Below are 26801 nucleotides of genomic sequence, written 5' to 3'. Positions count from 1 at the left end.
ATATGGGCTTATTTTTTTCGCCAACCAAGCTAGTGATAACGAGTGTACTTGTGTTTCAATTCAGTGCATTTCATGTAGCAGCCAAGCAAGTTGCGCAAAGTGCTGTTGCTATGCCTGACTCGTACAGTGCTGATACGGCTAAAAATATATTAGAGCTGGGCGGAAATGCCGTAGACGCAGCTATAGCAGCACAGTTTGTATTGGCTGTAACCCTGCCTGAAGCGGGTAACATTGGTGGCGGCGGATTTATGCTGATCCAAAAAGATGGCAAAAGTGATTTTATAGATTACCGAGAAACGGCTCCAAGAGATGCACACCGAGACATGTACTTAGACGAACAAGGCAATGTAATACCTAATAGGTCTATTTATGGCATACACGCAAGTGGTGTACCTGGTAGTGTTGCGGGTATGTGGTTAGCTCATAAAAAACACGGTACGGTAGAATGGAAAAAATTAGTACAACCTGCCGTTACTTTAGCTGAGCAAGGTTTTATTGTGCCACCAAAATTGGCGCAAGGGGTTAGTAATTACATAAGCTATTTAAACGAGCAAAAAATAGATGTTAACTTCGAAAAATATTTTGCTGGTTTAAAAGCCAATGAAAAATTTACACAACCTGAGCTGGCAAAAACATTAAAGCGAATTCGCGATGACGGACAAGCAGGGTTTTATGAAGGCGAAACAGCCAATATTATCGAAAAGTTTATGCGTAAGCATGGCGGTATTATTACCAAAGCTGATTTAAAAAATTATACGGCTAAGTCGCGCACACCATTAAAAGCAAGTTGGAACGGGTATGAAGTGCTTACTTCGCCGCCACCCAGTTCAGGCGGTATTGCAATTTTACAATGGCTAAAAATGTATGAACTGCAAAAACTACATAACGAAGTGGCTCATAATTCGTCGTCTTACGTGCATTTGCTTTCTGAAATAGGTAAACGCGTGTTTGCAGACCGAGCAGAGTACTTAGGTGATCCTGACTTTTTTGATGTGCCAGTAAACGCATTAATCAATGAATTATATTTAAAAAAGCGTATGGCTGATATTTCATTAACCGCGATTTCAACAACCGAAAAAATAAAGCCCGGACTGAAAGAAAGCGAACAAACCACACATTTTTCTATTGTTGATAAAATGGGGAATGCCGTAGCAAATACCACAACTATAAATTTGGGGTTTGGTAGTGGGGTTGTAGTTGAAGGCGCCGGGTTTATTTTAAATGATGAAATGGACGACTTTAGCGCAAAACCGGGTGTTATGAATGCGTTTGGTGCGTTAGGTGGTAAAGCTAATGAAATACAGCCACATAAACGTATGCTTAGCTCCATGACACCGACCATTTTATTAAAGGATAACACAGTAAAAATGGTAACCGGCTCACCTGGTGGTACAACGATTATTAGCTCGGTTTACCAGTCAATTTTAAATGCAATAGAGTTTAATATGAGTGCAGAGCAGGTGGTTAACGTGCCTCGCTTTCATCATCAGCTGTGGCCTAAAAACATTATACGTGTTCACAAAGAGTTAAATGATGCGGTAAAAGTAGAGCTTCAAAAAATGGGTTACACAATTGACGAGCGCCACTTTGGTGACATGCATGTGATTATTAATAAAGATGGGGAATTAGATGCTGCGTCTGAAAATTCAGGAAGAGGTAAATCAATCGTTTTTTAACTAATTAAAATTAGATTAAAAAAAAACCGCTTAGTATGTACTAAGCGGTTTTTTATTTACTATGGCTTAGAGCCAGCGAATTGCGTTGGTTACTCGCTCGTTATAGGTATCTAGTGGTGCACCCACACTGGCAACCAAAATAGTATCAGCCTGCGATCCGCGATTGATTTGGCCTTCAAAGCGCTCATCTTGGAAATGATCATTTCCCAAACCAAACGATTTATTTTCTGAAGGTACAATAAATACCGTCATTGGTCCAAAGTCCGATTCAAAAATTAAATGTAAGCCTCTTTCCCCTTTAAAATCACAAAACATAGCGTAAGTTATATCGCCAGGAAGCTCATCTATGTGACCTCCAAGTACGGCCAGTTTGTCATTAACACTTTGAAGGCTGATAGGGGATTTTTTATCAAGGGCATTTATTTCGTAGTACACATGCGCAAGTGCATGCTCGCCCGCTTCGTGGCCAATATGCTGCTCTGAGCTGAAAAAGAACGCACTCACTGCGACCATGAATGATGCCGCTAAGGCAAGGTGCACACGGTCAAACTTAAAACGCGATTTAGCATCAACAACATTGGTGCCAGCAGCTTGCTCTTCTTGTAAGGCTTTTTCTTTTAACGATGTATTTAAAATAATACGATCAGCTAAGTTATCAGGCACAGGTATATCGAGTGCATCTTGTAGGTGTTGATCAAATTCTTTCATTTCGGTAATAAAACTTTGTCGCTCAGGGTTGCTCTGGGCAAACTCCATAAGTTCCTTATCTATATCGTTTGGTTGCGCAATAGTGCGGCGACGAAACTCAAGTTCATCCATTATTTTGATGCCCCTTTAAGTTGTTCATCATCACGGCTTAAAGCCTCTTTAAGTTGGTTTCTAGCACGGTATAAACGTGTCATTACCGTGTTTTTATTTAAATCGAGTATGTCGGCAATTTCCTCGCCGGTGCACCCCATTACGACCTGTAATAATAGTGGCTCTCTGTATTCGTCAGATAGCAATCCAATTTGTCGTTGAATAACGGTTTGCTCCATTTCATCATCAAGCGAATGACTGGTTTCATCAACTAGCGTATCGTTTTCTACATCACTGTAATCAAACTGTTTACGTTCAAATCGTCGTGCGTTTTCTCTGCGTAAAATAGTCAGTAACCACGGTTTTGCTGCTTTTTGATCGAGTAAAGAATCAAGTGAGCGCCAAGCGCGCAAAAATGTCTCTTGTACTAAATCATCAGCTATGTGCGGATCACGGCACAACCAGTATGCAAAGCGGTAAAGCTCTTTATTATAAACGTGAACTAAGGCTTCATAACGTTTTTGTTTCTCTGCCATATCGATTAAGACCTGATTATTTGATTTTTTATTTCCCAGCATAAGCACTTTTTTACTACTATATTTTTATTTAATGAAAAAAGACTCATACGTAACTTTATTTTAGCTATAAAGGTCTTTTAATACAGTTTGTTGCGAATTTGATGCTTGATCTTGCTCACTCTCAAGTATTTTTATAATAGCACCAAGGTCACTGTTTGTAGCTTTATTTCCATACAATTGCGCTTGTAATTTAATTACCTCAGTACTCAACTGTGAGTTATTAATCCGTCGGCATAACTCATCAATAGCGCCGGTATCCTGTTTGGTTATTTGTACAGCGTAACTATTTAGCTCATTGTAAAAGGCCTTAACATCACCTGCTTTTTTTATGTTTAACAGCTTTTTTAAACTTGGCTTGTTGAGTGGAGTAGGTAATGGCTTCACTTTTTCAATGGTATCTATATTAGAACGGGTAAACCAATAATAAATTGCAGTGCCAATCCATAAAATATAACCCAGTACAGCAACAGCAATAAGCCATAGTGGCGTGTAGCTGTGAGCAGTTTGCATTTGGATTGAGGTATCAGCGTCAGCTTTAGTTTCATCAACGGGTATATTATCAATACTTTGCTCTGTATTTACAGGGGTATTAACAACGGTGCTGCTTGGCGTTACAGTAATTTTACGCGCTGGGAGCGTGGCAAAACTAATACGGTTAATTTTAGTATTAAACCAAGGTAATTTAATTTCAGGTAAGGTGTAAGTGCCCGGTGTTTGTGGCAATAATGCATACGATGCAGTTTGTTGCGAAACAACACGCCCATTTCTTACTGCGTTGTTGTTCTCTTTTTGATCAGGGTAGCTACGGATCCCATTTATTGTTGGCATTTCTATATCTGGGAGTTGCTCTTTGGTGACGCCAAGCGCTGTAAGTGTAATTGTACGAGTTATAGGTGTGCCTACTTCAATGGTGTCATCACTTGGTTGCCATTCTTCACCAAGGTTCACCAGCTCACTGGGCAGCCATGCACCTTTGTAATCACTGGGAATGGGTTTAATTTCTATTTGTTGGTCTTCGCCAATTGCAGACACTTCTAACTGGCGATAATTTTGTTGCACTCGGCCCTGAAATACGGGGGCAGCAATAGTATAAGGACCACTTTTTTGGGGTTGAATCAAATACTCTCGAGTAATAACTAGGTAGCGTTTACCATCAACTAATTCGTAACTTTCTGTCTGTTTACCTAGTTGTGTTAGCTGTGCATCTTCCATGCTCGGTGTACTTAAACTACCATCAAGTAACTCTTTAGCTAAGTATAGTTTTAGTGTGTAAACGCCTGCTTCTTGCACATAGAGTGAATTGCTAGAAAGTGATGTTTTTACAAAAATGTCGTTATTATTGTCAGCGTTTGCAGCACGTTTTGTCACGGTTAAATCAATTGGCTGCGAGCTTAATCCACTTACCGTAAATGAGGGGATAGTGTACTGCCCCTCGGTGCGGGTCATTAATTTAACGCTCCACGTAGTTTGTTTATTAATGCTACCGTTTATGATGTTAGTTCGCGTACTTAAACTTGTTGGGCCGACTACAAAATCTTTCAGCAGTACAGACGTATCGGGTTGTTCACCTTTCACGTTATCGTCTACTGATATATTGAGCATAAAAAACTCCCCCGCCAAAACAGGGTTTTTATCTACGCTCGCTTGAAGTTTTGTCGCTGCGAACGAGGGGATCGCGCATAGTAGCAATAAACAGCAAAATAATCGCATTACCATGATTTTTCTACTCCTGTAGGGCGGCGTTGATATTGTCTTTTTTGGGCTTCGAGTTGCATTTTATTCCGTAGTAAAATTGCCGGGTCGTCCGGTACTTTTCTGAGTAACTGATTAAGCTGCTGGGCTTTTTCTTTTTCTTCATTTGTAAGCTCACTGGCTTGTGCTTGCATTGCCTGTTGTTGCGCTTTTTGTTTTTGCTCGTCGCTAACGGGTTGCTCACTCATTGCTTGCGATTGGGGCTGTTGCTGGTCAGGCTGTTCAGCGTTTTTATTTTCGCTTTGTTCGCTTTGTGGTTGTGCTTGCATATCAGGTTTATTTTGCTCCTCTGATTGCTCACCGGTTTGCCCTTGCTGATCTTCAGAGGGTTCAGACTCTTGCTCTGATTTTTCGCTCGCATCGCTCTGGCTTTGGTTTTCACCTTTTGCCGAGTCGTTTTGCTCATTATTTTGTTGCTCTTGCCCAGATTGTTCGTTATTGGGTTGTTGGTTTTGATCACTTTGTTGCTGGTTTTCTTGATTTTGAGATTCATCACCACTTTGTTCTTGCTGGTTTTGCTGTTCTTGTTGATTCAACAGCTGCTCAACTAAGGCTTGGTTATCTGCGGCTTGACTAAAATCACTTTGCAGCGTTTGAGCATGCTTATAAGCGTTTATGGCCTCTTCAAGTTTGCCCGCTTTGGCAAGTGCATTGCCATAGTTATAGTAACCTGTGGCGGATTTATCTTGACCAAATGCATCTAAAGCGGCGTTATAATTGCCTTGTTTGTAAAGCGCTGCGCCTTTTAATTGGTTTGACTTCGCGTTAGCGGCTTTGTCGTATTCTTCATTTTTATAGGCGGTGAAAGCCCGTTGGTCTGTATTTTTTAATAGTGTAGGGAGCTCCAATGCATACGCGTTTTGCTGAGGTAAAAAGGTAAGCAACAAAACCGCGCCTAAGAAGGCAGAGCGCCTGAATAAATACAAACCAAATGGTAACAAGAGCAAAAGCCCGTAAATACCGGCGTCGATGCGCCACAGTGCTTGGCTTTGTGTTTCATCTTTTAATAACTCACTATTAGCCATTGGCGAAAACGTATTTATGTCGCTATTACTTGGTTGATAGCGCGCAAATTTCCCGCCACTGCGCGTTGCTAAGCTTTTTAGTTGTGAAATATTTATAGTAGGGATGACAATTTGACCGTACCGGTCTTTTAAAAAACCACCTTCAGGTAACTTTATAGGCGCACCTTGCTCTGACCCTACACCATAAATGTTGAGTCTAAATGTTGTGTTATTTATAAAGCTTGTTACATCGCTTTGTTCTTCTTGTTCTATACCATCAGTTATTAAAATAATATCGCCATCAATATAACCTGCCTGATTTAATAGCTCTTTTGCCATATCGAGGCCAGCTAAAACATTAGAGCCTTTGTCGGGCATTATGTCGGGGCTTAAGCTTGGAATTAAATTGCTGAGTGTTGTGGCATCATTGGTTAGTGGCGATATGGTATACGCAGTGCCAGCATAAGCAACTAGCGCGGTGTCACCTTCTTTAAAAAGCTCAATCATATCAAGGGATTTAAAACGAGCTTGCGTTAACCTGTTTGGTAAAATGTCGGTGCTGTACATTGAATAAGACATATCCATAACGATGACTCGAGCACTTTTGCTTTGAAAAACGGGTACCTGTTTTTTTTCAAAGCTTGGGCCTGCACTGAATAAAACCCCTAAACTGCAAAATACAGCTATCAGCCAAAGTGGTTGGCTGGCTTTTGTGTTGGTATCACTGATGACAAATTGGGCTAAGTGCGGTGCAATTAATTGCACGTCTGTGGTTTTTTTGTGCTTAATTAACGCTACAAAAAATAGGCCAATTGCAGGTATAAGTAGCCATAAAATGGCAGGGCGAATAAATTCAAAATCCATTAGTTTGGCTCCTTTAATGCGCGCAATGTACTTAGCATCACGTTTAAGCTAATTAGTAAAATGGCAATAAGTAGCGGGTAATAAAATAATGAGCTTTGTGGGCGAAAGGTTTTTTCGTCCGCACTAATGGGCTCTAGCTTATCAAGCTCTGCGTAAATCTGTTTGAGGCCCGCTACATCCTTGGCTCTAAAGTAAAGGCCACCGGTATCGTCAGCTATATTTTTTAGTAGGCGCTCATCTAAATTACTTCCGCCTGAGCCACCCATATTAAATAGGCTAAAGCCACGTGGGTTATCAGAGCCGACACCTATGGTATAGACTTTAATGCCCTCTTCGCGGGCGAGTAATAATGCGTCGTCAGGGTTTAGGTTACCCGCGGTATTTTGACCGTCGGTTAATAGCACAACGATTCGGTTACTGTCGTCTTTACTGGCAAAACGTTTCACTGATAAGCCAAGTGCGTCGCCAATAGCTGTCGCGCGTCCAACTAAACCTATTTGTGCTTCGTTAAGCATTTTAGTTACCGTTTTTAAATCGCGCGTTAAAGGTGTTTGTAAAAACGCCGTATCGCCAAACAAAATAAGTCCAAGTCTGTCGCCAGTGCGTTGTTCTATAAAGTCGCTAAGTACTGCTTTTACCATTGTTAAGCGGTCAACATATTGACCATTGTAGGCCATATCCTGTTCGGTCATGGAGCCAGATAAATCCACCGCAAGCATGATATCTCGGCCTTCATTTGGCAACAAAATAGGCTCGTCTAACCACGTGGGGTTAGCAGCTGCGCTGACAAGTAATAACCAAAGTAGCCATTCAAATAACGATAAACGACGTGATCGAGGTTCAATACTTTGATTATTCAAGCTGTGCTGAGCAAACCCCGGAATTCGTAAGCGAGTATTGTTACTACTTGCTGCTGGCTTTAGTAATAAAAGCAGTAAAGGTAACGGAAGGAGCAAAAAAAGCCATGGCCAACTAAATTCAAACATATAGCGGCTCCTTTACTTTAAAGTTTTTGATTGCTTGTCGAAATTTTTCACTTAAATCGACATTGTTATTTTCGCTACTGTACAAGCTTAAAATTTCTTTCTCAGTAAACGTGAGTCCACTGAGTGTATTAAGCGTTTCACACCACTGCTTTGTAGGTTGTGTGGCAAGGTGCTTACCGTAATATTCAACAACCAGGCGTTTTAAAATAATATGTAAATGCTGAGGGTATTGCTCTTGTTGACTTAATGATACGGCATAACGTTTTGCTTTTTTAAATTGGTACGCTTTATAAATTGCATACACACCGGTTAAAAGCGCAATGCAAAGTAGAGCAATAATAACCCACCAAGCAGGGGCGAGTGGCCACCAATCAACTTGGTTAGGTGCTATTACATCGTGCAGGCCATCGAGTGGATTGGTTTGCATGGTTTATTTTCTCACAAGCTGCAGTTCAAGTGGTTCGGCTGCATTGAACGATATTAAATTAAGACCCGATTTAGTTAAGCGGGTCAGGCGCTTATTGAATGTATCTTCTGCATTTTTAGCAAAGCGCGCTCTAAAGGCATTATCCATTAGTGGCAAAGCAATATCTTGTCCATTTGTACTAACGCTTACAGTATTTTTATAAGCCGGTAATTGATGTTCAAATGGGTCGCTAATATGACAGCCAATAAGCTCACAATGACGGCTAAGTATTTCAAGCTGTTTGAAGCTTGCATCGTCAAGAGAACTAAAATCTGATACCAAATACACCAAGCTACCCGGCTTTGCCAAATGATTAAGGCGCTTTAGGTTATCACTAAAGTTATTGTGGGCTTTTGCATCAATTCCCCCAAGGGCTTGCTGGTGGTTAGCACATAAATTGTGGCAAAGCTTTAATACGGCTTTTTCTCGCGCGCTGGGTTTGAGCTCTAAATGAGCGTGCTGATTAAATACAATGCCGCCAATTCTGTCGCCACGCTGGCAGGCAGACCATGCAACTAAAGCACTAATGTGCGCAGCTTGCACTGACTTAAGCAGGAGCTTTGAGCCAAATAACATCGAGTTTGAAAAATCGGTAAATACAAATACAGGACGTTCTTTTTCTTCTTGAAAAAGTTTTGTATGGGTTTCGCCTGTACGCGCTGTAACTCGCCAGTCAATTGAACGAATGTCGTCACCTTGCTGGTAATGGCGAACTTCGGCAAATTCCATACCACGGCCTTTATGCGGTGCAAGATATTGCCCTGCTAAAGTATTTTTAATTTTAACCTTAGGAGCAAGCTCAAGCAGTTGCGCTTTGGCTTTGTAATACATCAGCTCTTTTAGTGCTAAATTAACACCGTGGCTATGGCTTTGTTTCAGCCATGCCTGAGGGTCTAATTGTTTATGCATAAATTAAGGTACAGCTACCAGTTCTACAATTCGGCTAATTACTTGGTCTTTTGTAATACCATCGGCTTGGGCTTCGTAGCTCAAAATAATGCGATGGCGTAGTACATTATGAACAACCGCTTGTATGTCGTCAGGGGCTACAAAGTCGCGGCCCTGTAACCATGCATGAGCACGTGCACATTTATCGAGCGCGATAGTGGCACGAGGGCTGGCGCCAAATTCAATCCAGCGGCCTAGTTGTTCATCTAATTGCGCGCCTTCTCGCGTAGCAATAATAAGTTGAACCAAATACTGCTCAAGAGGCTCGGCTAAGTACAAACCTAAAATTGCTTGGCGGGCAGCAAATAAATCGCTTTGGCTAATTTTTTGTAAAACAGCTTGTTGCTCTTTTAATGCTTCACCGCGCGTTAGGCGTAAAATGTCTAGCTCGTGCTCGGCGCCTGGGTAATCAATACTTAAATGCAGTAAAAAACGGTCAAGTTGTGCTTCTGGCAGCGGGTAGGTGCCTTCTTGCTCTAGCGGATTTTGAGTGGCCATTACTAAAAATAAGTCGCTAAGTGGGTAGGTGTTTTTTCCTACCGTAACTTGGCGCTCTGCCATGGCCTCTAGTAATGCTGATTGTACTTTTGCTGGGGCGCGGTTAATTTCATCAGCCAAAATAAGGTTATGAAATAAAGGGCCTTTCTCAAACACAAACTCGCTTGTTTGTTGGCGGTAAATATCGGTGCCAGTTACATCGGCTGGTAATAAATCGGGTGTAAACTGGACACGTTGAAACGAACCTTCAATCCCTTTTGCAAGCGCATTTACAGCGCGTGTTTTTGCAAGCCCTGGTGGGCCTTCAACTAATAAGTGGCCGTCAGCTAAAATAGCAATAAGTAGTGCTTGAGTAAGCTCTGGCTGGCCAATGATTTGTGTATCTAAGTACGTTTTTAATTGTGAAAATGCGTTAGCTGCCATAATAAGTGGACTGTCCTCGTCAGCTGGGTTAGTACCTAAATGGGTTAGGTTGCAAATACTGACCTATTTATAAGGTTTATAATAGGGTAACTCAAGAGTTAGACTGTATTTTTTAAAATAGTTCGTTATTTTTTAACGGTTTTTAGCGTACCACAAATCTTTGTAAATGCGTTTAAAAAAGCCTATTGTGTGATATGTAAACATGACTACTTTGTATAAATTTCAGTTTATCTATTGGCTTTAGCACACGGGTTGTTTAGAATCGAGGAAAACAAACAGGTCAGACCTGTCAGCGGGAGAGCATAAATGTCTGAGCAAAACATACTAAAAACACCAAAGGGTGATCGTATTGCCATTGTAAGTGGCCTTCGTACACCGTTTGCAAAACAAGCAACAGCATTCCACCATGTACCAGCACTTGATATGGGTAAATTAGTGGTTAACGAAATGCTTGAGCGATTAAATTTCGACAAGTCAGAAATCGATCAACTTGTATTTGGTCAAGTAGTACAAATGCCAGAAGCGCCAAATATTGCGCGTGAAATTGTACTTGGTACAGGCATGCCTGTTGGTGTTGATGCTTATTCTGTGTCACGTGCATGTGCTACAAGCTTTCAGGCAATTGCTAACGTAGCTGAGTCTATTATGGCGGGCTCTGTGAGTGTAGGTATTGCTGGTGGTGCCGATTCGTCGTCTGTATTACCTATTGGCGTAAGTAAAAAATTGGCCGGTAGCTTAGTTGATTTAAACAAAGCGCGTACTTTGGGTCAACGCTTGCAAATTTTTTCAAAGCTGCGCTTAAAAGACTTAATGCCAGTACCGCCTGCAGTTGCAGAGTACTCAACAGGCCTTTCAATGGGTCAAACTGCTGAGCAAATGGCTAAAACACATAATATTAGCCGTGAAGACCAAGATGCATTAGCGCATCGTTCACATTCACTTGCTACCCAAGCATGGGCTGATGGCAAGTTAAAAGATGAAGTAATGACGGCACATTTACCGCCATACAAAAGCTTTATTGAAGAAGATAACAATATTCGTAAAAATTCGACAGTTGAAGGTTACGCAAAGCTTAAGCCTGTGTTTGACCGTCAACATGGTTCGGTTACAGCCGCAAATGCAACACCACTTACAGATGGTGCCGCTGCGGTATTGATGATGAACGAAAGTAAAGCACGCGCGCTTGGTTACGAAATTTTAGGTTACGTACGTAGTTTTGCGTTTTCTGCCATTGGTGTGGAGCAAGACATGTTAATGGGTCCTGCGCATTCAACACCTATCGCACTAGACAGAGCGGGTATTACCCTTGCTGATTTAGATTTAATTGAAATGCATGAGGCATTTGCATCGCAAGCCCTTGCGAACATGAAGATGTTTGCTTCAGACAAGTTTGCGCAAGAAAAGCTAGGTCGTAGCAAAGCAATTGGCGAAATTAACATGGATAAGTTTAACGTGAATGGCGGCTCGCTTGCATATGGTCACCCATTTGCAGCAACAGGTGCTCGCTTAATTACACAAAGCTTAAACGAGCTTAAACGTCGTGGTGGCGGTTTAGCATTAACAACAGCATGTGCTGCTGGTGGTTTAGGTGCAGCCTTTGTATTGGAGAGCGCGTAATGACAGATTCAGTATTTAATTTAGCGGTAGATGAAAATAAAATTGCCGTTGTAACGATTGACGTGCCGGGTGAAAAAATGAATACCCTGCGTGACTCGTTTGCAGACGATTTAAAAGCATTACTTACGCAAGCACAAGAACATGCTGTTAAGGGCATGGTTTTTATCAGCGGTAAAAGCGATAACTTTATTGCAGGCGCTGACGTAAAGATGCTTGATAGCGTAGAAAAACGTGAAGATGCACTTGCTATTAGCGAGCTGTGTCATCAAGCTTTTTTTGATATGAAAAAACTACCATACACTACAGTAAGTGCCATTCATGGCGCTGCGCTTGGTGGTGGTTTAGAGTTTGCATTAGCGTGTGATTACCGTGTTGGTACAGATAGCGATTTAACTAAAATTGGCCTACCTGAGGTTCAACTAGGTTTATTACCTGGAGGCGGTGGTACGCAGCGTTTAACTAAAATAGTGGGTATTCAAAAAGCACTTGAATGGATGCTTACTGGTAAGCAAATTCGTCCTAAGCAGGCAAAAAAAGCCGGTGTTTTAGATGATTGCGTACCGCAAAGCGTGCTTTTAAAAGTGGCAAAAGAGTTTGCTGCCAAGAAAAAGCCTCAAGCTAAAGAGCCAAAGCTCGATAAAGTAAGCAAGCTATTAGAGTCAAACCCATTTGGTCGTAACTTTATCTTTAAAAAAGCAAAAGAAAACGTACTGAAAAAAACGGGCGGCCATTACCCAGCGCCATTGGCTATTATAAAAGCAGTACGAGCGAGCGTTGAGCTTGATGAGCTTAAAGCATATAAAACCGAAGCAGAAGGGTTTGCAACGCTTGTTATGAGTGAGCAATCTAAAGCGCTTCGTGGTTTATTTTTTGCAACCACCGAAATGAAAAAAGAGTGGCGCAACGATGACGCGCCAGCAGTGACTAAAACTGCCGTGTTAGGTGGCGGGCTGATGGGCGCTGGTATTGCCCATGTAAGTGCTGTAAAAGCGAAAGTGCCTGTTCGTATTAAAGATGTCGCAGAGCAAGGCATTAGCAATGCGATGAACTACACCTACAAAATTCTTGATAAGCGCCTTAAGCGCCGCATTATGTCTAAAGCAGATATGCAGTTAACAATGAACCGTATCACCGGTACAACTGACTACAGTGGCTTTAAACACATTGATTTAGTTATTGAAGCGGTATTTGAAGACTTAGCACTTAAGCAAGGTATGGTTGCAGACGTAGAACAGCAATGCCAAGAGAATACAATTTTTGCGAGTAATACGTCATCGTTGCCTATTTCTCAGATTGCGGCAAATGCTACACGTCCTGAAAACGTAATTGGCTTGCATTATTTCTCTCCAGTAGAAAAAATGCCACTGGTTGAAATTATTCCGCACGAAGGTACGTCTCAAGAGACAATCGCACGTGTTGTTAATTTTGCCCGTAAGCAGGGTAAAACGCCAATTGTTGTTAAAGACATGGCAGGTTTTTACGTAAACCGCATACTTGCACCTTACTTAAATGAAGCGGCTAACTTAATGCTTGCTGGTGAGCCAATTGAAAAAATTGATGCAGCCCTTGTAGAGTTTGGTTTTCCAGTAGGTCCGCTTGCATTACTTGACGAAGTAGGTATTGATATTGGCTCTAAGATCGCACCTATTCTTGAAAAAGAATTGGGAGAGCGCTTTAAAGGACCTGATGCCTTTTCACGTATGATTGATTCAAAACGCCTTGGCCGTAAAACGGGTCGTGGTTTTTATGATTACGAGAAAAAAGGCAAAAAAGTTGACGAGTCAGTGTACGAGTTGCTGGGTGTAACGCCTAATTCACGTTTAAACAAAAGTGAAATTGCTCAGCGTTGTGTAGCGCAAATGCTTAATGAAGCTGCGCGTTGTTTAGATGAGGGCATTATTGCAAGCCCACGTGATGGTGATATTGGCGCTATTTTTGGTATTGGCTTCCCGCCATTCCTCGGTGGTCCATTTAGCTACATGGATAAACTCGGTACGAGCAAAGTAAGTTCGGATATGTCTACGCTTGCTAATAGCAACGCTATATTTGCACCCTGTGAGTCATTAGTATCAATGGCTGAGTCAGGTGAAACGTTTTATGGCGAAAAGCCAACACAAAACGAAACCGTTGCTGAAGTAGTAAAGCTAGAAACATCAGAGCAAGAAGCAGACGTTGTGCCTGAAGAGCAATCAGACGTTGCTAAAGATGACACTAAATAACGTTTAACACGTATTAAAAAACCGCATTTTAGATGCGGTTTTTTTGTGTCCTAACTAGGCTAAGTAACAGGCTTATAAGTAAGCTTAATCAGCATTTAAATGTTGCGCTATCATGCTACGGTCTTTTTCAGGCATGTTTTCCACGACTAAATTAAACGAATTATCAATCATGCGTTCAATTTCACCTTGGGGGATTGAACCGTCTAAAATAACCGTATTCCATAAACGCTTATTCATGTGGTAGCCGGGGGTAACCGCGGGGAAAATATCGCGTAACGAAAGTGCCTCATCGGGATCGCACTTTAAATTAAGCCACCAAATTACTTCACCGTTTTCGTTTGTTTCACCATCGTTACCAACAGCAAGCGTGGCGAACATTTTATGATTCACTTTATAGACATCAACCTCTTGAGCAAATGGTTTTGTAACCAACACAAGCGGCTTTTTGATTAAATACTCATGTACTTTTATTTGATCCATGATCCATTCCTTGAAGTCATACTAGGTAGATACACCATAGCAGTTTTTTAATGAATTGATTATATGTATTTTAGTATAAATATAGATTTTACAAGTCAATACAAGGTATAAGCCGTTTTAGCTCACTTTATTGTTGAACAAAGTTCAGTTCGTGGTATGTTTCTGGCAATTAAAAAAATAATAGGATTTACACATGCCAAAGGCGAGTGAAGTAAAAAAAGGCACAGCTATTGAGTTTAATGGTCGTGTATTAGTAGTAAAAGATATTGTGCGCTCTGTTCCTCAAGGCCGTGCTGGTGGAAGCTTATACCGTATGCGTTTATACGATGTAGTAACCGGTGGAAAGGTTGATGAAACGTTTAAAGACAGCGATATGCTAACGCTTGCTGACTTAATTCGTCGTGAGGCTATGCTGTCGTACATAGATGGCGACGAATACGTGTTTATGGATAGCGAAGACTACACGCCATATAACTTGAATAAAGATGCTATTAGTGAAGAAATTTTGTTCATCAATGAAGAAACTCAAGGGGTGCACGTTATTGTCATTGATGGAGCGCCAGTAGGGCTCGATTTACCTTCAAGCGTTGAGCTTGTTGTTGAAGAAACTGATCCATCTATTAAGGGCGCTTCAGCCAGTGCTCGTTCAAAACCAGCACGCATGTCTACTGGTTTGAATATATCTGTTCCTGAGCATATTTCAACGGGCGATCGCATTCGTATCAATACGGTTGAAAACAAATTTATGGGGCGTGCTGAAAAGTAGCGCTCATCAAATTATTAATTAAAAAGCTGCGGTTTAGCTAGGGTCTGTTGATCCTTCAAGGTTAAATTTGCAGCTGTCTGTTTGGTATGTAGGTAAGGCAGAGCCTATGTAGTGTGGTTATACCCATCAACTGGCGATAACGTCGCGTTAATACTAAACAGCTGCAGCCCAAAGGGTTCTTCCTAAGGGCTATTAACTCTTTGTTACTCAGTTTTTACTTAATCTACTAGGTTACAAACCTCGCGCCGCGATTAAATAGCCGCTGATTTGAACAAAATTTAATCCCAAAGATCAACAGACCTAAATACGCTGCCTTTTTGTTAAAGGTGTATTGCTTTAAATTTAATCGAAGAAACGCTAAACTGCGCGCCAATTTATTTAGATAAGGTATGTGGTTTTGTGGTTTGTTTTACTTAGCAGTTTGTTTATCCCGCTTATGTACTTAGACACAATACAAAAAGGCATGCCTGTAAAGCGCTGGCTTTTACTCAGTGCGCTGCTTGGCCCATTGGCTTGGTTTTTATTTAACGTGCATTACAGGCGAGCTTGGGTGAGATATGTCGGTGTTAATACCTGCATGTGGCGCGCTTAGCTTATAGACGCCACATTACTTTTTTTAGAGCTAATTAAGCTTGGCGTTGCTTTACTTTGTTGTTGTTTTAAAAACTCAGTAAATTCGTCTTTAGATAACGGTTTTGAGTAATAATAACCTTGTACCGTTTCGCAATTAAGCGTTTTTAAAATGTCTATTTGATGTGCTTGTTCTACGCCTTCGGCAACGACATGTAAGTCAAGGTTGTGAGCAATCGTGACGATTGAATCGACCATATTTCGGCCGCGCTCGTTTTTCATATCATCAATAAACGCTTTGTCTACTTTTAATGTATTTAGCGGAAACTGTTTTAAATAAGCCAAAGAAGAATACCCAGTACCAAAGTCGTCCATGGCTAAATGAATACCTCGGGCGCTTAAAGAGCGCATAATATTAATGGCTTCGTTAGGATCATCCATTACAGTGCCTTCAGTGATCTCTAATTCTAAAAAGTACGATGGCAAAGCATTTTTTTGCAAAATAATATCAATACGCGACGTTAAGTCGGGGAGGCTAAATTGTTTAGCAGACAAGTTAACAGCAACGCGCCCATTAAACAGCCCATCGTCCAGCCATTTTTTTACATCGCGACAGGCTTTGTTTAAAACAACTTCACCAATATCTATTATTTGACCTGTTTCTTCAGCAATAGGGATAAATACGCCCGGACTTATTATTCCTTTTTTAGGAGTAATAAAACGGACTAACGCTTCCATGCCTGTCAACTTGCCCGTGCGTATATTCATTTTTGGTTGATAGTAGACTTCAAAGTGATCTTCTTTCAAACCAAAGCGCATTAGGTTTTCAATTTGTAAGCGTTTAACTGCTTGGCGGTTCATGGTGTCGTTAAAAAACAGGTAGCTGTTACCTTTCTTTTTAGCATGATACATTGCGGTATCTGCATTTTTAAGTAGTACCTCGGGTGTGTTTCCATCTTCAGGAAACAACACAATACCGACACTTGAGGTAATAGCCAGCTCGTGCCCTGCCATTTTAAATGGGGTGGAAATAGCCGCTAAAAACTGTTTTGCAGTGCGAGTGATTACATGAAGGTCGTTCGTATTTGACATTACAAGCGCAAATTCATCGCCTCCTAAACGATAAAATACATCGTTTTCGCGGGTGAGTTTATTTAATCGCATAGCAAGCTTTGCCAGTAAACTATCACCTAGTTGATGACCTAATGAGTCGTTTATTTTTTTAAAGTTATCTAAATCAAAAACAAGTAATGCATGGTGAGCGTCTTGCTGAACCAGTTTATGTAAGTTAGTAAAAAATAAATTACGGTTAGGCAGGCTTGTGGTGCGATCTCGATTTGATAAATTATGCAGCTGCGACTCTGCTTTTTTTCGCTCTGTTAAATCGGAATAAACAACCACGTAGTTAGTAATTTGGTTTTGCTCGTTTTTAATTTCATCAATTGATATTTCTATTGGCAGCAATACACGCTCATTATTGCGCAGTTTAATTTCTTGCTGAATATGCTCAGTTTGGCGCACTACATCGATAATGTTTTCAACGTAACTTGTATCGTATCCAGGCAAATTAAAATCTTTATTTAGGTATTGTTCGCGCATACCACCAAATAACGTTAAAAAACTGGGATTTATATCGACTAATTTAAAGTTCTTATCGTAAATTGCCAGCGCATCAGTAAACGACTCAACACATTTAGCAAACAGATTTAATCGTTCTTCGGTTGATTTTAACTGTGAAATATCGCGAACAGTGCCTGTCATTCTGAGCGGGGCTAGATTTGCATCTTTTTCGATAACCTTGCCGCGGTCAAGCACCCAATGCCACTTGCCAAATGTATCTTTGACCCGGTATGTGGCTTCAAAAAAAACGCTTTGCTCTGCAAAATGTTTTTTTAGTAGATGCTCAACATGAGGAATATCTTGTGGGTGTATAAGTCCTTTATTTGGTGGGAAACCCATAATAGTGGGGGAGTTCATCATGTATTTATCGTTAATACGAATAACTTCGCCTGTTTTTATATTCCAATCCCACAAGGTGTCACCACTGCCTTCAACGGTACTTTTTAAACGTTTTTCAGAGAGGCGAAGTTGGCGACGAGAGCGCCTAAGCTTGTATATAACAAATAATAGGTATGGCAAAGCGAGCGCAATAATAGCGCTCGACAATAACAGCAGAGTGTTTGAATTGTATTTAAATGAAGACTCAAAGGCGTAAGTATCAAACGAGTAAGCAAGTAATACAGCGAATAGGTTTAGTTTTATTGTTTTTATTATCATTTTTTATTACTACTAATTTACTAATGACAATTTAAAACAAGCACATTCAAGAGTCAAAGAGAATGCGAGTAAACCGCTGTTTTTTGAGATTTATTAACTTTAGCCTTACTTAAAAGCTCGTATCTTGGCCTATCTTCATCAAAAAGTACCAGAGCATAATCTTTAATTTCTTGTAGAGTCAGCATGTTCAGTGCACAAAGCAATCGTTTTTGCATATCAAAATTATGATCTCTATTACCTATAGCAAGCCATAATCGTTGTGAGCGCAAACGTAAGTTTTTATCTTTTTCTGCAATATGCGTTTTTAGACCATGTTTTTGTTGCTGCCAGCTATGCTCGTCTAGCTCATTGATATTACTTAAATATTGATTCACAAAGTGAGTATGGCGATGCAGCAAGGTTTTTGAGTCAAATTTAGGGGACTGTATATAAAAAGCAATGCCTGCCCGGGTGTTAAAAGGCGCGTAACCCGCACCAACCAAATAGCCTAATTGTTGTGTTGTGCGCAACTCGTTAAAGTAGTCTTGGTTCATTAAATGATTTAACGCCATCATTTTAACTTTTTCGTTCACGTCATTGGTTTGTGCCTGGTAATACACAACCATGGCATGATCGTTACACGGTAACTCAATTTCATAACGTGTTGCTTTTTTTATTTCAAATAAAGGGCGTCTTAAATCGTCGATAGTTGTGGCATTCTGCAAATGTGCAGCCACCTTTTTTTGAAATTCTAAAGCATGATTTTCTTGCCAGTTGCCATGTAAAAAAGATTCCACATGTAACGCCTTAAAAAAGTCTTGTCTAAATTCATTAAATTGCTGGAAGCTTGTTGCTTTTAAAGCGTCTGCTAAATCGTTAGGCTGTGGATTCCAAGGCATTAGTTTTGCACCTAAAATACTAAACAACTCACTAACAGGTTTGTTTTGGTTGCTGTTACGCCAATGCCTAACAAGTTGTTTTTTATACTCGGCAAAGCGCTTTGCACATATATCTACATTAAATAACGCATCTAAGAGTTCATCGACGAGTTCTAATTGGCTCGATGATAACCCTGCAGTATGTAGTGTAAGTCCCCCTTGGTGGGAGGTTAAATGATAACTTAAACCAGCCAGTTCTGCTGGGTAAAACTGTTCGCCAACACTATCCATAAATAAATCGGTAAATAAGCGTGTTAGCGCCATGTGCTTTACGTCTTTTACCGCAAAGTCAGAGTCCATAGCTAAATAAAAATGACCTTTCGCTACTCTAAATGTGCTGTCTTGTTTAAACCAAAAATCAAACCCCGGTTCTTTTACTAAAAGTGTGGGTTGCTCTTGGGGCTTTTCTATTTCGAAAAGCTCAACCTCTTTAGTGAGATATGGGTTTGCAGTGGGTAGGTACATATCTTTAAGTGGTTTATTGATATCACTAAGGGCATCAAGCCAACTAGGTGATACTTTTTCTACTTTATAGGGTGTGTTGTACCACGCAGTTTTATGCTCGGGTTCTACGTCAGGGTGAATGAGTACAATACGCATATTGTTAGGTTTTAACCATTGCATCGCCATTTCGTGCGTTGCTTTATTAAAGCCTTCCATTAGGTAGTCACCTTGTACATAGTTGCATTCGTCATAATGCTGCATATTGATGCTCAAACTACTTACCCAATCAATAAGTCGTGATTTTTCTTGGTTATCAAACGCAATTTGTAAAAGATTTTTTTTGTCTTGATATAAGCGGGGCAGCTTTTCTGTGTTGGCATTAATTAAACATATGTACTCAAAAAGCATTTCGATAATATCTTCAAAATATTCTATACCCTCATCGGTAAGCGCCATGCTGACATTAAAATCTTTAAAGTTACTGCCGTTAATACCCCCTCCCGCCGAAAGGGCATTTATCCAACCTTGCTCTTTTAAAATAGAATACAGTGAGCCTTGTCCTTCATAACCGAGTAAATGTGCAATAAAACTGACGGTTTTATGTCGGTAAAAGTCATCAATATTAGGCATTGCAAAACTAACGATTAGTTTTTGCATGTGTTTGTGTGGCTCTATATGTAAAATTTTCCCTAGGTCTTGTTTTCGATAAAGTGGCTCGCTGATCTCAGGTTTTACAGATGCTTTATTTCCTAAAATTTGGCTAAAGTGAGCTTTTACCCAGGTTTGAAGAGTGTCTAGCTTTTCGTTTGCACATACAACTAATGTCATCCATTGTGCTTGGTAATGCTCATTAAAAAAGTCACAAAGTTCGTCGCTAATGCAGCGTTCTCTGTCTGCGAGTGTTTGCAGGTTACCAACAGAAAACTTAGCGAAAGGATGTGCAGGGTTAACCGTTTCTTTATGGGCCTGATAAATGCGACGGGCATCGTCCTTAATTTTTAATTTAAATTCTGCATCTATAGCATTACGTTCTTTTTCTGTTTCATTAGCACTTAACAGTGGGGCAATAAAAAAGCGGCTAAATTGTAATAATGCGTGTTCAAACTCTTGATTGTTTATATCAAAAAAGTAGCAGCTGTGTTCTGTACCTGTCCATGCATTTGTGTTTCCGCCTGATTGCGAAACAAAATTATTAAAGCTTCCAGAGTCTGGAAATTGGTCTGTGCCTAAAAAAAGCATGTGCTCTAAAAAGTGAGCAAGACCTTGCCTATCAGCAGGATCGTCAAAGTGGCCCGCATTTACAGCCATTGATGCTGCAGCCTTTGTTGAATCTTTATCTTGCACAAGCAATACTTTTAGACCATTGTCCAGTGTAAGGGCGCGGTATGCTCTATTATCATTGCGGCTGATATTCAAATGGTGCTCCTGAAACTAAACGTTTACTTGATAACAACAGAGGATAACTTCAGGGCAGCAAGGGTGTGCTAAAAGATTTACCTGAATGTCGTGAAAGAACTATTTTAGAAAAAATAAGTTTATGTTGTTAATATAGCTGACAAGTGAGCAAACTGGCTACTGTTTATATTCTTTAATCGGTTGATTTTTTATGAAAACAATCTTAATAATGCGCCACGGCGAAGCTGCACCTATGCAGGCCGATGATGCGGCAAGAAATTTAACCCAAGTGGGTCATTTAGAAGCAAAAAAAATGGGGCAGTGGCTTGCCAATACGCAAAAACCGGATGCATTGTTAGTTAGCCCTTACATACGAGCTCAACAAACAGCAAACGGGGTCGCTGAAAGCATCACGTTTAAATATAGCGAAACGTGTGCCGATATTACCCCGGAAGGCAAACCGCATGTTGCAGCTGATTACCTTGAAACACTCATCCAAATGCACCCCGAGTGTAATAGCTGGTTAATTGTAGCGCATATGCCAATAGTGAGCTATTTGGTTGATCAACTTTGCCCAGGAAACATGCCTATATTTAATACAGGCGCTGTGGCTGTCATTCATTACAATGAAAATACGAATCGTAGCGAATATATAAATATAAACGCTCCTGCCGATTTATAAATTAAGAGACTAATATGACCATTGAACGTCTTCAAACCGGTGCGCGAATGAGCCGCATTGTAAAGCACAACGGCACTGTGTATTTGTGTGGACAGGTATGCGCTGATGCTGAAAGGGAATTAAAGAGCAAACGCAAACCATGCTCGATAAAGTAGAAGCATTGCTAGATGAGGCAGGTAGCTCAAAAAAGCATATGTTAAGCGCAACAATTTATGTAAAAAGTATGGAGTATTTTGCCGATATGAATGCTGTGTGGGATGCATGGGTACCAGAAGGTTATGCACCGGCACGCGCTTGTGTAGAAGCCAAAATGGCGCGCGATGCGCTATTGGTCGAAATTTCGGTAGTGGCAGCGCTAAAGGACTAATTTTGTATGAACAAAGCGCGGGTGGTACTCATAACCGGCTCTAGCCGAGGTATAGGGGCAGCCACCGCTGTTTATTTTGCGCGCCACGGATATGATGTATGTATTAACTATAAGACCCATTTAACTTAAGCAGAATACGTTGCCGATAGAGTATGAAGTTATGGTGTACGAGCCGAACCAGTTAGGGCCGATGTATCTCAAGAGATCGATGTTAACGATTTATTTTCACGTATAGATAAAGTATTTGGTCGGCTCGACGTGCTTGTAAATAATGCCGGTGTGCTTAAGCCTCAAATGCCCCTGCTAAACATGGACGCAAAGCGAATTAACGAATTACTCACTACAAACATTACCAGTACATTTATATGTAGCCGAGAAGCCATAAAGCGTATGTTACCCGGTAGCAGTATTATTAATGTGTCATCGGTAGCGGCTAAAACAGGTTCACCTAATGAATACATTGATTATGCAGCGACAAAGGGCGCTATTGATACATTAACCATGGGTCTCGCTAAAGAGGTTGCTTGTAAAGGCGTGCGCGTTAATTGTGTTAGGCCTGGCCTTATTTACACTGATATGCACACAGATGGTGGTGAAGAGGGGCAGGGTAGAACGGCTTAAAAGTAACCTTCCTCTGCGTAGGGGTGGGCAACCTGAAGAAGTGGCTGCTGCAATATACTTTTTAGCCTCACATTCTGCTTCATTTACTACAGGCACTTTTATTGATGTAGCTGGTGGCTTATAAATTAAAGTAAAACCGCTAACCAAAACGTTAAACTCACTACACTTAAAATAGTAGATAGCACCACCGCTCCTGCAAGCGTTGCTTCATGTTGTTTAATTTGACTCGCTATTAAATAGGCGTTTACGCCAACAGGTGAGGCACTTAATAAAACTAGTACGGTTAGTATTTGCGGGTCGAGCTTAAATATATATGACCCAATAAATAGTACGCCTGCCGGCAATATAATAATTTTTAAAATCGAGGCAATTAAAGCAGGTTGCCAGTTTGCTGCTATTTTATAAAACGCTAGGTTTGCGCCCAATACAAATAGCGCACAGGCTATTGCAGGGGTTGCTAATAATGCCAAACTGTCCGTTAAGTTTTTAAATAATACAATGCCCGAAACGTTAATGATTAAGCCGCAACCAATACTTAAAACAATAGGGTTAAGCACCATGCTTTTGCCAAACTGTGACCACGAGAACGAACTGCTATTGCCCTTTGCCCCAATTAAATAGGTCAGTGCAAATAATAAAGTGCTGTGGAAGGTGATGATCATAAAAGCAATGGCTATTTTCTCTTTGCCCAGCGATGCAATAATGATAGGAATACCTACCAACACCATGTTTGAGTAACTAGCCGCAAGGCCAAATACGCCGTGTTTTTGGTAATTTTTACTATTATTTTTATTCAAATAAAATCGGTCGACTAAAATACCTAATCCAAAAATACACAACACCGGGATATAAAAACTTAAAAATGCAGAAAGACTAATGCTTTGCTTTAAGTCTATTTGCGACATATTCAATAATAAAAAAGCCGGCAAACTTATGTAAAAAGTAAATTTACTCAGCCCTGTAATGTGCAGTTTGTTAAAAAACGAAAGCCGGCAACAGCCATAACCCAATGCGACAATGAATATAAGTGGAAAAATAATAGAAACAATATGCACGTAATTACTTCCTAGTAATATGTTGGGTTAGCGTCTAAATTCATCGCTTTGTGGTAAGTTTATCAAAATAAGTACCGCGCCTTTACCACCGTATTCAAGTGGCGCTTGATGCATTGCAATTACGTCTGGGTGCTGAACTAGGTACTGAGGAATTTTATGTTTAAGTATGCCACCACCAATTCCGTGCACAACACACGCACAATAATAATGCTGTTTTTTACATTCGTGAATGAGTCCTGCTAATTCATCTTTAGCAATTTCTTTGTTTAAGCCATGCAAATCAAGCGTTAAATCAGGTGCAAAGTCGCCTCGTCGCAATTGCTTAGGTAAATAAGTGTCGTGCCCTTCTTTTACATAATGGACAGTACCGTGGGTGTCTATATCGGGAATATATTCATCTGAAAAATAAAATTCAGATTGAGCCTGCTTTTTTTGCTGGGCAAATTGCTTTGCTTGTGACACCTTAGGCTTTGTATCAAAACGATGAGTATCTTGTTTAAATACTTTAGCGCCTGTGATCGTTTGGCGAAATAAGTCTATGTCGTCATTGCTTAGGGACGATGGTGATGGAGAGTCTTTTTTCATAACAATTACCTAAACAAAAAAACGTAAAAACGCAGCGCAAAAGGCGGTACAATACTTAAATGAGAGGCAATTGTAATTTGCTAAGCCAATATAGGCAATGCAATCGTCTTAAAGACTCAAAACAGTCAGTAAGCTAATACAGGTAAAAATATATGAGCGATTTACAAATTGAAGAAGCAACACTCGAAGAAGCTGTTGCAGAACTGTCAACTTTACATGACTGGTTACGTTGGACTACAAGCCAATTTGCAAGTAGTAGTATATTTTTTGGACACGGAACAGATAACGCGTGGGATGAAGCTGTGAGCTTGCTTTTACCAGCGCTTAGCTTACCCGTTGATGCACCAAAAGAATTAATGCATGCGCGTTTAACAAGTACAGAAAAAAACCGACTAGCGAGTCTTATTGCTGAGCGTATAAACGACTGCACTCCAGTTCCTTATTTAACTAACATTGCATGGTTTGCAGGTATGCCGTTTTACGTAGATGAACGTGTACTAATTCCTCGTTCACCATTTGCAGAACTTATTAGCAATCGTTTTACGCCTTGGCTTGTTGAGCCAAACTCGGTAAATCGTATTTTAGATTTATGTACAGGGTCAGGTTGTATAGCCATCGCACTTGCACAAGCATTTGAGCAAGCGCAAGTAGATGCTGTTGATATTTCGTATGAAGCGCTTGAAGTAACTGATATCAACATTAATGACTACATGTTAAGTGATCGAGTACTGCCTATCCAATCAGATGTATTTAGTGGCGTAGAAGGCCAAAAGTACGACTTAATTGTGGCTAATCCACCGTATGTGGATGCTGAAGACATGGCAGACTTACCGCGCGAATTTCACCATGAGCCAGAGCTAGGCCTTGCATCAGGGCACGATGGTCTTGATGTAACGCGTACTATTTTAAGCGAAGCCAGCAATCATCTAACCGATAACGGTTTGTTATTTGTAGAAGTGGGGAACTCTATGGTACATATGGATGCTTTATATCCAAATGCGCCATTTGAATGGATTGAGTTTGAGCAAGGTGGTTTAGGCGTATTTGTTATTAGCAAAAAACAGCTAGATGAGTATTTTTCAAAATAACACGATTTGCTTTAGGTTAATATGAGCTAACTTAAACGTAATTGAATACATGGCTGGGCATATTAGCCCAGCTAATGGTCGTCATTAGGAATGAGGAAAGTTAATGGCAGGTAATAGCATTGGACAGTTATTTAAAGTGTCCACTTTTGGAGAGAGTCATGGCGTTGCTTTAGGCGGCGTTGTTGACGGTACTCCCGCAGGTCTTGAATTAACAGAGGCCGACTTACAAATAGATTTAGATCGCCGCAAACCAGGCCAAAGCCGATATACCACGCAGCGCCGCGAGAGCGATCAAATAAAAATATTAGCAGGCGTTTTTGAAGGTAAAACAACGGGTACAAGTATTGGTTTATTAATCGAAAATACCGATCAACGTTCACAAGATTACGGCAAAATTAAAGACGTGTTTCGCCCAGGCCATGGTGATTACAGCTATTGGCACAAATATGGCCTTCGTGATTATCGCGGAGGTGGCCGTTCGTCTGCACGTGAAACCGCAATACGCGTAGCAGCTGGCGCCATTGCTAAAAAATATTTAAAGCAATTTCATGGTATTGAAGTAAAAGCATGCTTAAGCCAACTAGGTCCTATTAAAGCAGAAAGTTACGATTGGGAAGAAGTTGAAAACAACTTGTTCTTTTTTCCTGATGTAAGCAAGCTAGAAGCGCTCGATGAATATATGCGTGACCTAAAAAAACAAGGTGACTCAGTAGGCGCTAAAGTTAAAGTAATGGCAAGCAATGTACCTGTAGGGTTAGGTGAGCCTGTCTTTGATCGCCTTGATGCGGAGCTTGCGCATTCATTAATGAGCATTAATGCAGTTAAAGGTGTTGAAATTGGTGATGGCTTTGACGTTGTTGAACAAAAAGGCTCAGAGCATCGTGATGAACTAACACCTGAAGGGTTTACTTCAAACCATGCTGGTGGTGTGCTTGCAGGTATTTCTACAGGGCAAGACATAGTAGCGTCTATTGCATTAAAACCGACGTCAAGTATTACTATCCCTGGTAAGAGCATTAATACAAGCAACGAAGCGGTTGAGATGATCACCAAAGGTCGTCACGATCCGTGTGTGGGCATTCGAGCAATACCTATTGCTGAGGCTATGATGGCTATTACATTAATGGACCATTTACTGCGCCAGCGCGGGCAAAACCCGCATGTAAACCACGAACACGGGCCTATTAACGGCTCTGTATAATGGTTTGAATTTAGTCACTATAAAAGCGCGTTTTTCGCGCTTTTTGTTTGTGTAAAATAGTTAATGTAGTTTAAGGCGCAGTTCAACTTTACCGTTATATAATTTTCCATAGAGGTAAATTATGCAGAATTCAATTCAAACACACAGTAAATACGCTAAACAAAAAGCAACCCTTGCGCGCCTTGAGCGTTTTAGCCAATTAACCGACAGTAGTATTCGTTTTCCTTTCACAAACTTTAGGTTTGGTATTGAGGCGGTGATTGGTTTTGTGCCCGTTGTAGGGGATGTGATAGGGCTTATTTTATCTAGTTACGTATTATTTGAGGCTCAAAAGTTAGGTATTAGCTGGCATGTTAAACTGCGGATAATTATTAATATGCTGATAGATTTTTTTATCGGATCTATTCCTATTTTTGGCGATATATTTGATGCGTTTTTTAAAGCTAATACCCGAAATACAAACATACTTAAAAAGCATATTACTAAGCAACTAAATAAAAACAGTAACGGGTAATTTTTAGTAT

At 40.6% G+C, this 26801-nt stretch carries 22 protein-coding genes and 2 pseudogenes; 11 read left to right on the top strand and 13 right to left on the bottom strand.

Annotated features, from left to right (window positions below; translation table 11 throughout):
• Nucleotides 1-2: 2 nt before the first annotated feature.
• A complete protein-coding gene (gene ggt / locus CWB65_RS09310) occupies nt 3-1676 on the top strand; it encodes a gamma-glutamyltransferase (RefSeq protein ID WP_138740448.1) in 1674 nt (557 codons plus the stop codon).
• 66 nt (nt 1677-1742) lie between these two features.
• On the opposite strand, the gene CWB65_RS09305 is transcribed toward ggt, so the two are convergent.
• From CWB65_RS09305 to CWB65_RS09270, 8 genes are read right to left on the bottom strand one after another with little or no spacing between them, the layout of a single operon-like run.
• Complete coding sequence (locus CWB65_RS09305) at nt 1743-2495, bottom strand: DUF3379 family protein (RefSeq protein ID WP_006793334.1); 753 nt, start codon at nt 2493-2495, stop codon at nt 1743-1745.
• Nucleotides 2495-3052, bottom strand: a complete 558-nt coding sequence (locus tag CWB65_RS09300; protein WP_021032391.1) for a sigma-70 family RNA polymerase sigma factor — start codon at nt 3050-3052, stop codon at nt 2495-2497. Before CWB65_RS09300 ends, CWB65_RS09305 begins: the two co-directional genes overlap by 1 nt.
• 60 nt (nt 3053-3112) lie before the next feature.
• The gene (locus tag CWB65_RS09295; RefSeq protein ID WP_138740447.1) at nt 3113-4768 is read right to left on the bottom strand and encodes a BatD family protein; all 1656 of its coding nucleotides are present in this window, start codon (nt 4766-4768) and stop codon (nt 3113-3115) included.
• A complete protein-coding gene (locus tag CWB65_RS09290) occupies nt 4762-6672 on the bottom strand; it encodes a VWA domain-containing protein (protein ID WP_138740446.1) in 1911 nt (636 codons plus the stop codon). The genes CWB65_RS09295 and CWB65_RS09290 overlap by 7 nt, the downstream gene beginning before the upstream one ends.
• The gene (locus CWB65_RS09285) at nt 6672-7658 is read right to left on the bottom strand and encodes a vWA domain-containing protein (RefSeq protein WP_138740445.1); all 987 of its coding nucleotides are present in this window, start codon (nt 7656-7658) and stop codon (nt 6672-6674) included. Before CWB65_RS09285 ends, CWB65_RS09290 begins: the two co-directional genes overlap by 1 nt.
• Entirely contained in the window at nt 7651-8085 is a 435-nt protein-coding gene (locus CWB65_RS09280) for a DUF4381 domain-containing protein (protein ID WP_008126932.1), read from the bottom strand. Before CWB65_RS09280 ends, CWB65_RS09285 begins: the two co-directional genes overlap by 8 nt.
• Before the next feature lie 3 nt (nt 8086-8088).
• Nucleotides 8089-9033 carry a DUF58 domain-containing protein gene (locus CWB65_RS09275; RefSeq protein WP_008126933.1) on the bottom strand — a complete coding sequence of 315 codons (945 nt, stop codon included), beginning with the start codon at nt 9031-9033 and terminating at the stop codon, nt 8089-8091.
• Nucleotides 9034-9036: 3 nt separating this feature from the next.
• A complete protein-coding gene (locus CWB65_RS09270; RefSeq protein ID WP_006793341.1) occupies nt 9037-9993 on the bottom strand; it encodes an AAA family ATPase in 957 nt (318 codons plus the stop codon).
• A gap of 306 nt (nt 9994-10299) precedes the next feature.
• On the opposite strand from CWB65_RS09270, the gene fadI reads away from it, so the two are divergent.
• Both fadI and fadJ read left to right on the top strand, forming a co-directional pair.
• Nucleotides 10300-11610: an acetyl-CoA C-acyltransferase FadI gene (gene fadI / locus CWB65_RS09265; protein ID WP_006793342.1), complete on the top strand. Its 1311-nt coding sequence runs from the start codon at nt 10300-10302 to the stop codon at nt 11608-11610.
• Nucleotides 11610-13829 (top strand): fatty acid oxidation complex subunit alpha FadJ, encoded by a 2220-nt coding sequence (fadJ, locus tag CWB65_RS09260; protein WP_008126935.1) that lies wholly within the window; start codon nt 11610-11612, stop codon nt 13827-13829. Before fadI ends, fadJ begins: the two co-directional genes overlap by 1 nt.
• Nucleotides 13830-13913: 84 nt before the next feature.
• On the opposite strand, the gene CWB65_RS09255 is transcribed toward fadJ, so the two are convergent.
• The gene (locus tag CWB65_RS09255; protein WP_138740444.1) at nt 13914-14309 is read right to left on the bottom strand and encodes an MmcQ/YjbR family DNA-binding protein; all 396 of its coding nucleotides are present in this window, start codon (nt 14307-14309) and stop codon (nt 13914-13916) included.
• 193 nt (nt 14310-14502) lie between these two features.
• Here CWB65_RS09255 and efpL point away from each other — a divergent pair, with 193 nt between their 5' ends.
• Nucleotides 14503-15075, top strand: coding sequence for an elongation factor P-like protein EfpL (gene efpL, locus CWB65_RS09250; RefSeq protein WP_006793345.1), 573 nt, complete (start codon nt 14503-14505; stop codon nt 15073-15075).
• A gap of 397 nt (nt 15076-15472) precedes the next feature.
• Entirely contained in the window at nt 15473-15667 is a 195-nt protein-coding gene (locus CWB65_RS20050; protein WP_008126937.1) for a hypothetical protein, read from the top strand.
• Here the strand turns inward: CWB65_RS20050 and CWB65_RS09240 are convergent.
• Together CWB65_RS09240 and CWB65_RS09235 are read right to left on the bottom strand one after the other, a co-directional pair.
• Nucleotides 15664-17922 carry a putative bifunctional diguanylate cyclase/phosphodiesterase gene (locus tag CWB65_RS09240; protein WP_008126938.1) on the bottom strand — a complete coding sequence of 753 codons (2259 nt, stop codon included), beginning with the start codon at nt 17920-17922 and terminating at the stop codon, nt 15664-15666. The genes CWB65_RS20050 and CWB65_RS09240 overlap by 4 nt on opposite strands.
• Nucleotides 17923-17975: 53 nt before the next feature.
• A complete protein-coding gene (locus CWB65_RS09235; protein ID WP_138740443.1) occupies nt 17976-20699 on the bottom strand; it encodes an insulinase family protein in 2724 nt (907 codons plus the stop codon).
• Nucleotides 20700-20889: 190 nt separating this feature from the next.
• Here CWB65_RS09235 and sixA point away from each other — a divergent pair, with 190 nt between their 5' ends.
• The 3 genes and pseudogenes from sixA (at nt 20890) to CWB65_RS09220 (ending at nt 22472) form a co-directional block, all read left to right on the top strand.
• Nucleotides 20890-21360: a phosphohistidine phosphatase SixA gene (gene sixA, locus CWB65_RS09230; RefSeq protein ID WP_008126942.1), complete on the top strand. Its 471-nt coding sequence runs from the start codon at nt 20890-20892 to the stop codon at nt 21358-21360.
• 14 nt (nt 21361-21374) lie between these two features.
• A pseudogene (locus CWB65_RS09225) lies at nt 21375-21727 on the top strand (RidA family protein).
• Between the two features lie 6 nt (nt 21728-21733).
• A pseudogene (locus CWB65_RS09220) lies at nt 21734-22472 on the top strand (SDR family oxidoreductase).
• A gap of 1 nt (nt 22473) precedes the next feature.
• Here the strand turns inward: CWB65_RS09220 and CWB65_RS09215 are convergent.
• Nucleotides 22474-23403 carry an AEC family transporter gene (locus tag CWB65_RS09215; protein ID WP_008126948.1) on the bottom strand — a complete coding sequence of 310 codons (930 nt, stop codon included), beginning with the start codon at nt 23401-23403 and terminating at the stop codon, nt 22474-22476.
• 27 nt (nt 23404-23430) lie between these two features.
• Complete coding sequence (smrB, locus tag CWB65_RS09210) at nt 23431-23988, bottom strand: endonuclease SmrB (protein ID WP_006793353.1); 558 nt, start codon at nt 23986-23988, stop codon at nt 23431-23433.
• 152 nt (nt 23989-24140) lie between these two features.
• Between smrB and prmB the strand changes: the two genes are divergently transcribed.
• From prmB to CWB65_RS09195, 3 genes are all read left to right on the top strand, one after another.
• Nucleotides 24141-25076: a 50S ribosomal protein L3 N(5)-glutamine methyltransferase gene (gene prmB, locus CWB65_RS09205; RefSeq protein WP_006793354.1), complete on the top strand. Its 936-nt coding sequence runs from the start codon at nt 24141-24143 to the stop codon at nt 25074-25076.
• Between the two features lie 103 nt (nt 25077-25179).
• On the top strand, nt 25180-26277 hold the full coding sequence (aroC, locus tag CWB65_RS09200; RefSeq protein ID WP_010555971.1) for a chorismate synthase: 1098 nt from the start codon (nt 25180-25182) through the stop codon (nt 26275-26277).
• A 121-nt stretch (nt 26278-26398) separates the two neighbouring features.
• Complete coding sequence (locus tag CWB65_RS09195) at nt 26399-26791, top strand: DUF4112 domain-containing protein (RefSeq protein WP_138740442.1); 393 nt, start codon at nt 26399-26401, stop codon at nt 26789-26791.
• Nucleotides 26792-26801: the final 10 nt, after the last annotated feature.

Source organism: Pseudoalteromonas sp. S554 (assembly GCF_005930865.1).
GTDB classification, from domain to species: Bacteria; Pseudomonadota; Gammaproteobacteria; order Enterobacterales; family Alteromonadaceae; genus Pseudoalteromonas; species Pseudoalteromonas marina.
The sequence above is the reverse complement of the archived record's forward strand: the minus strand, read 5'-3'. Positions and strand labels throughout refer to the sequence as shown.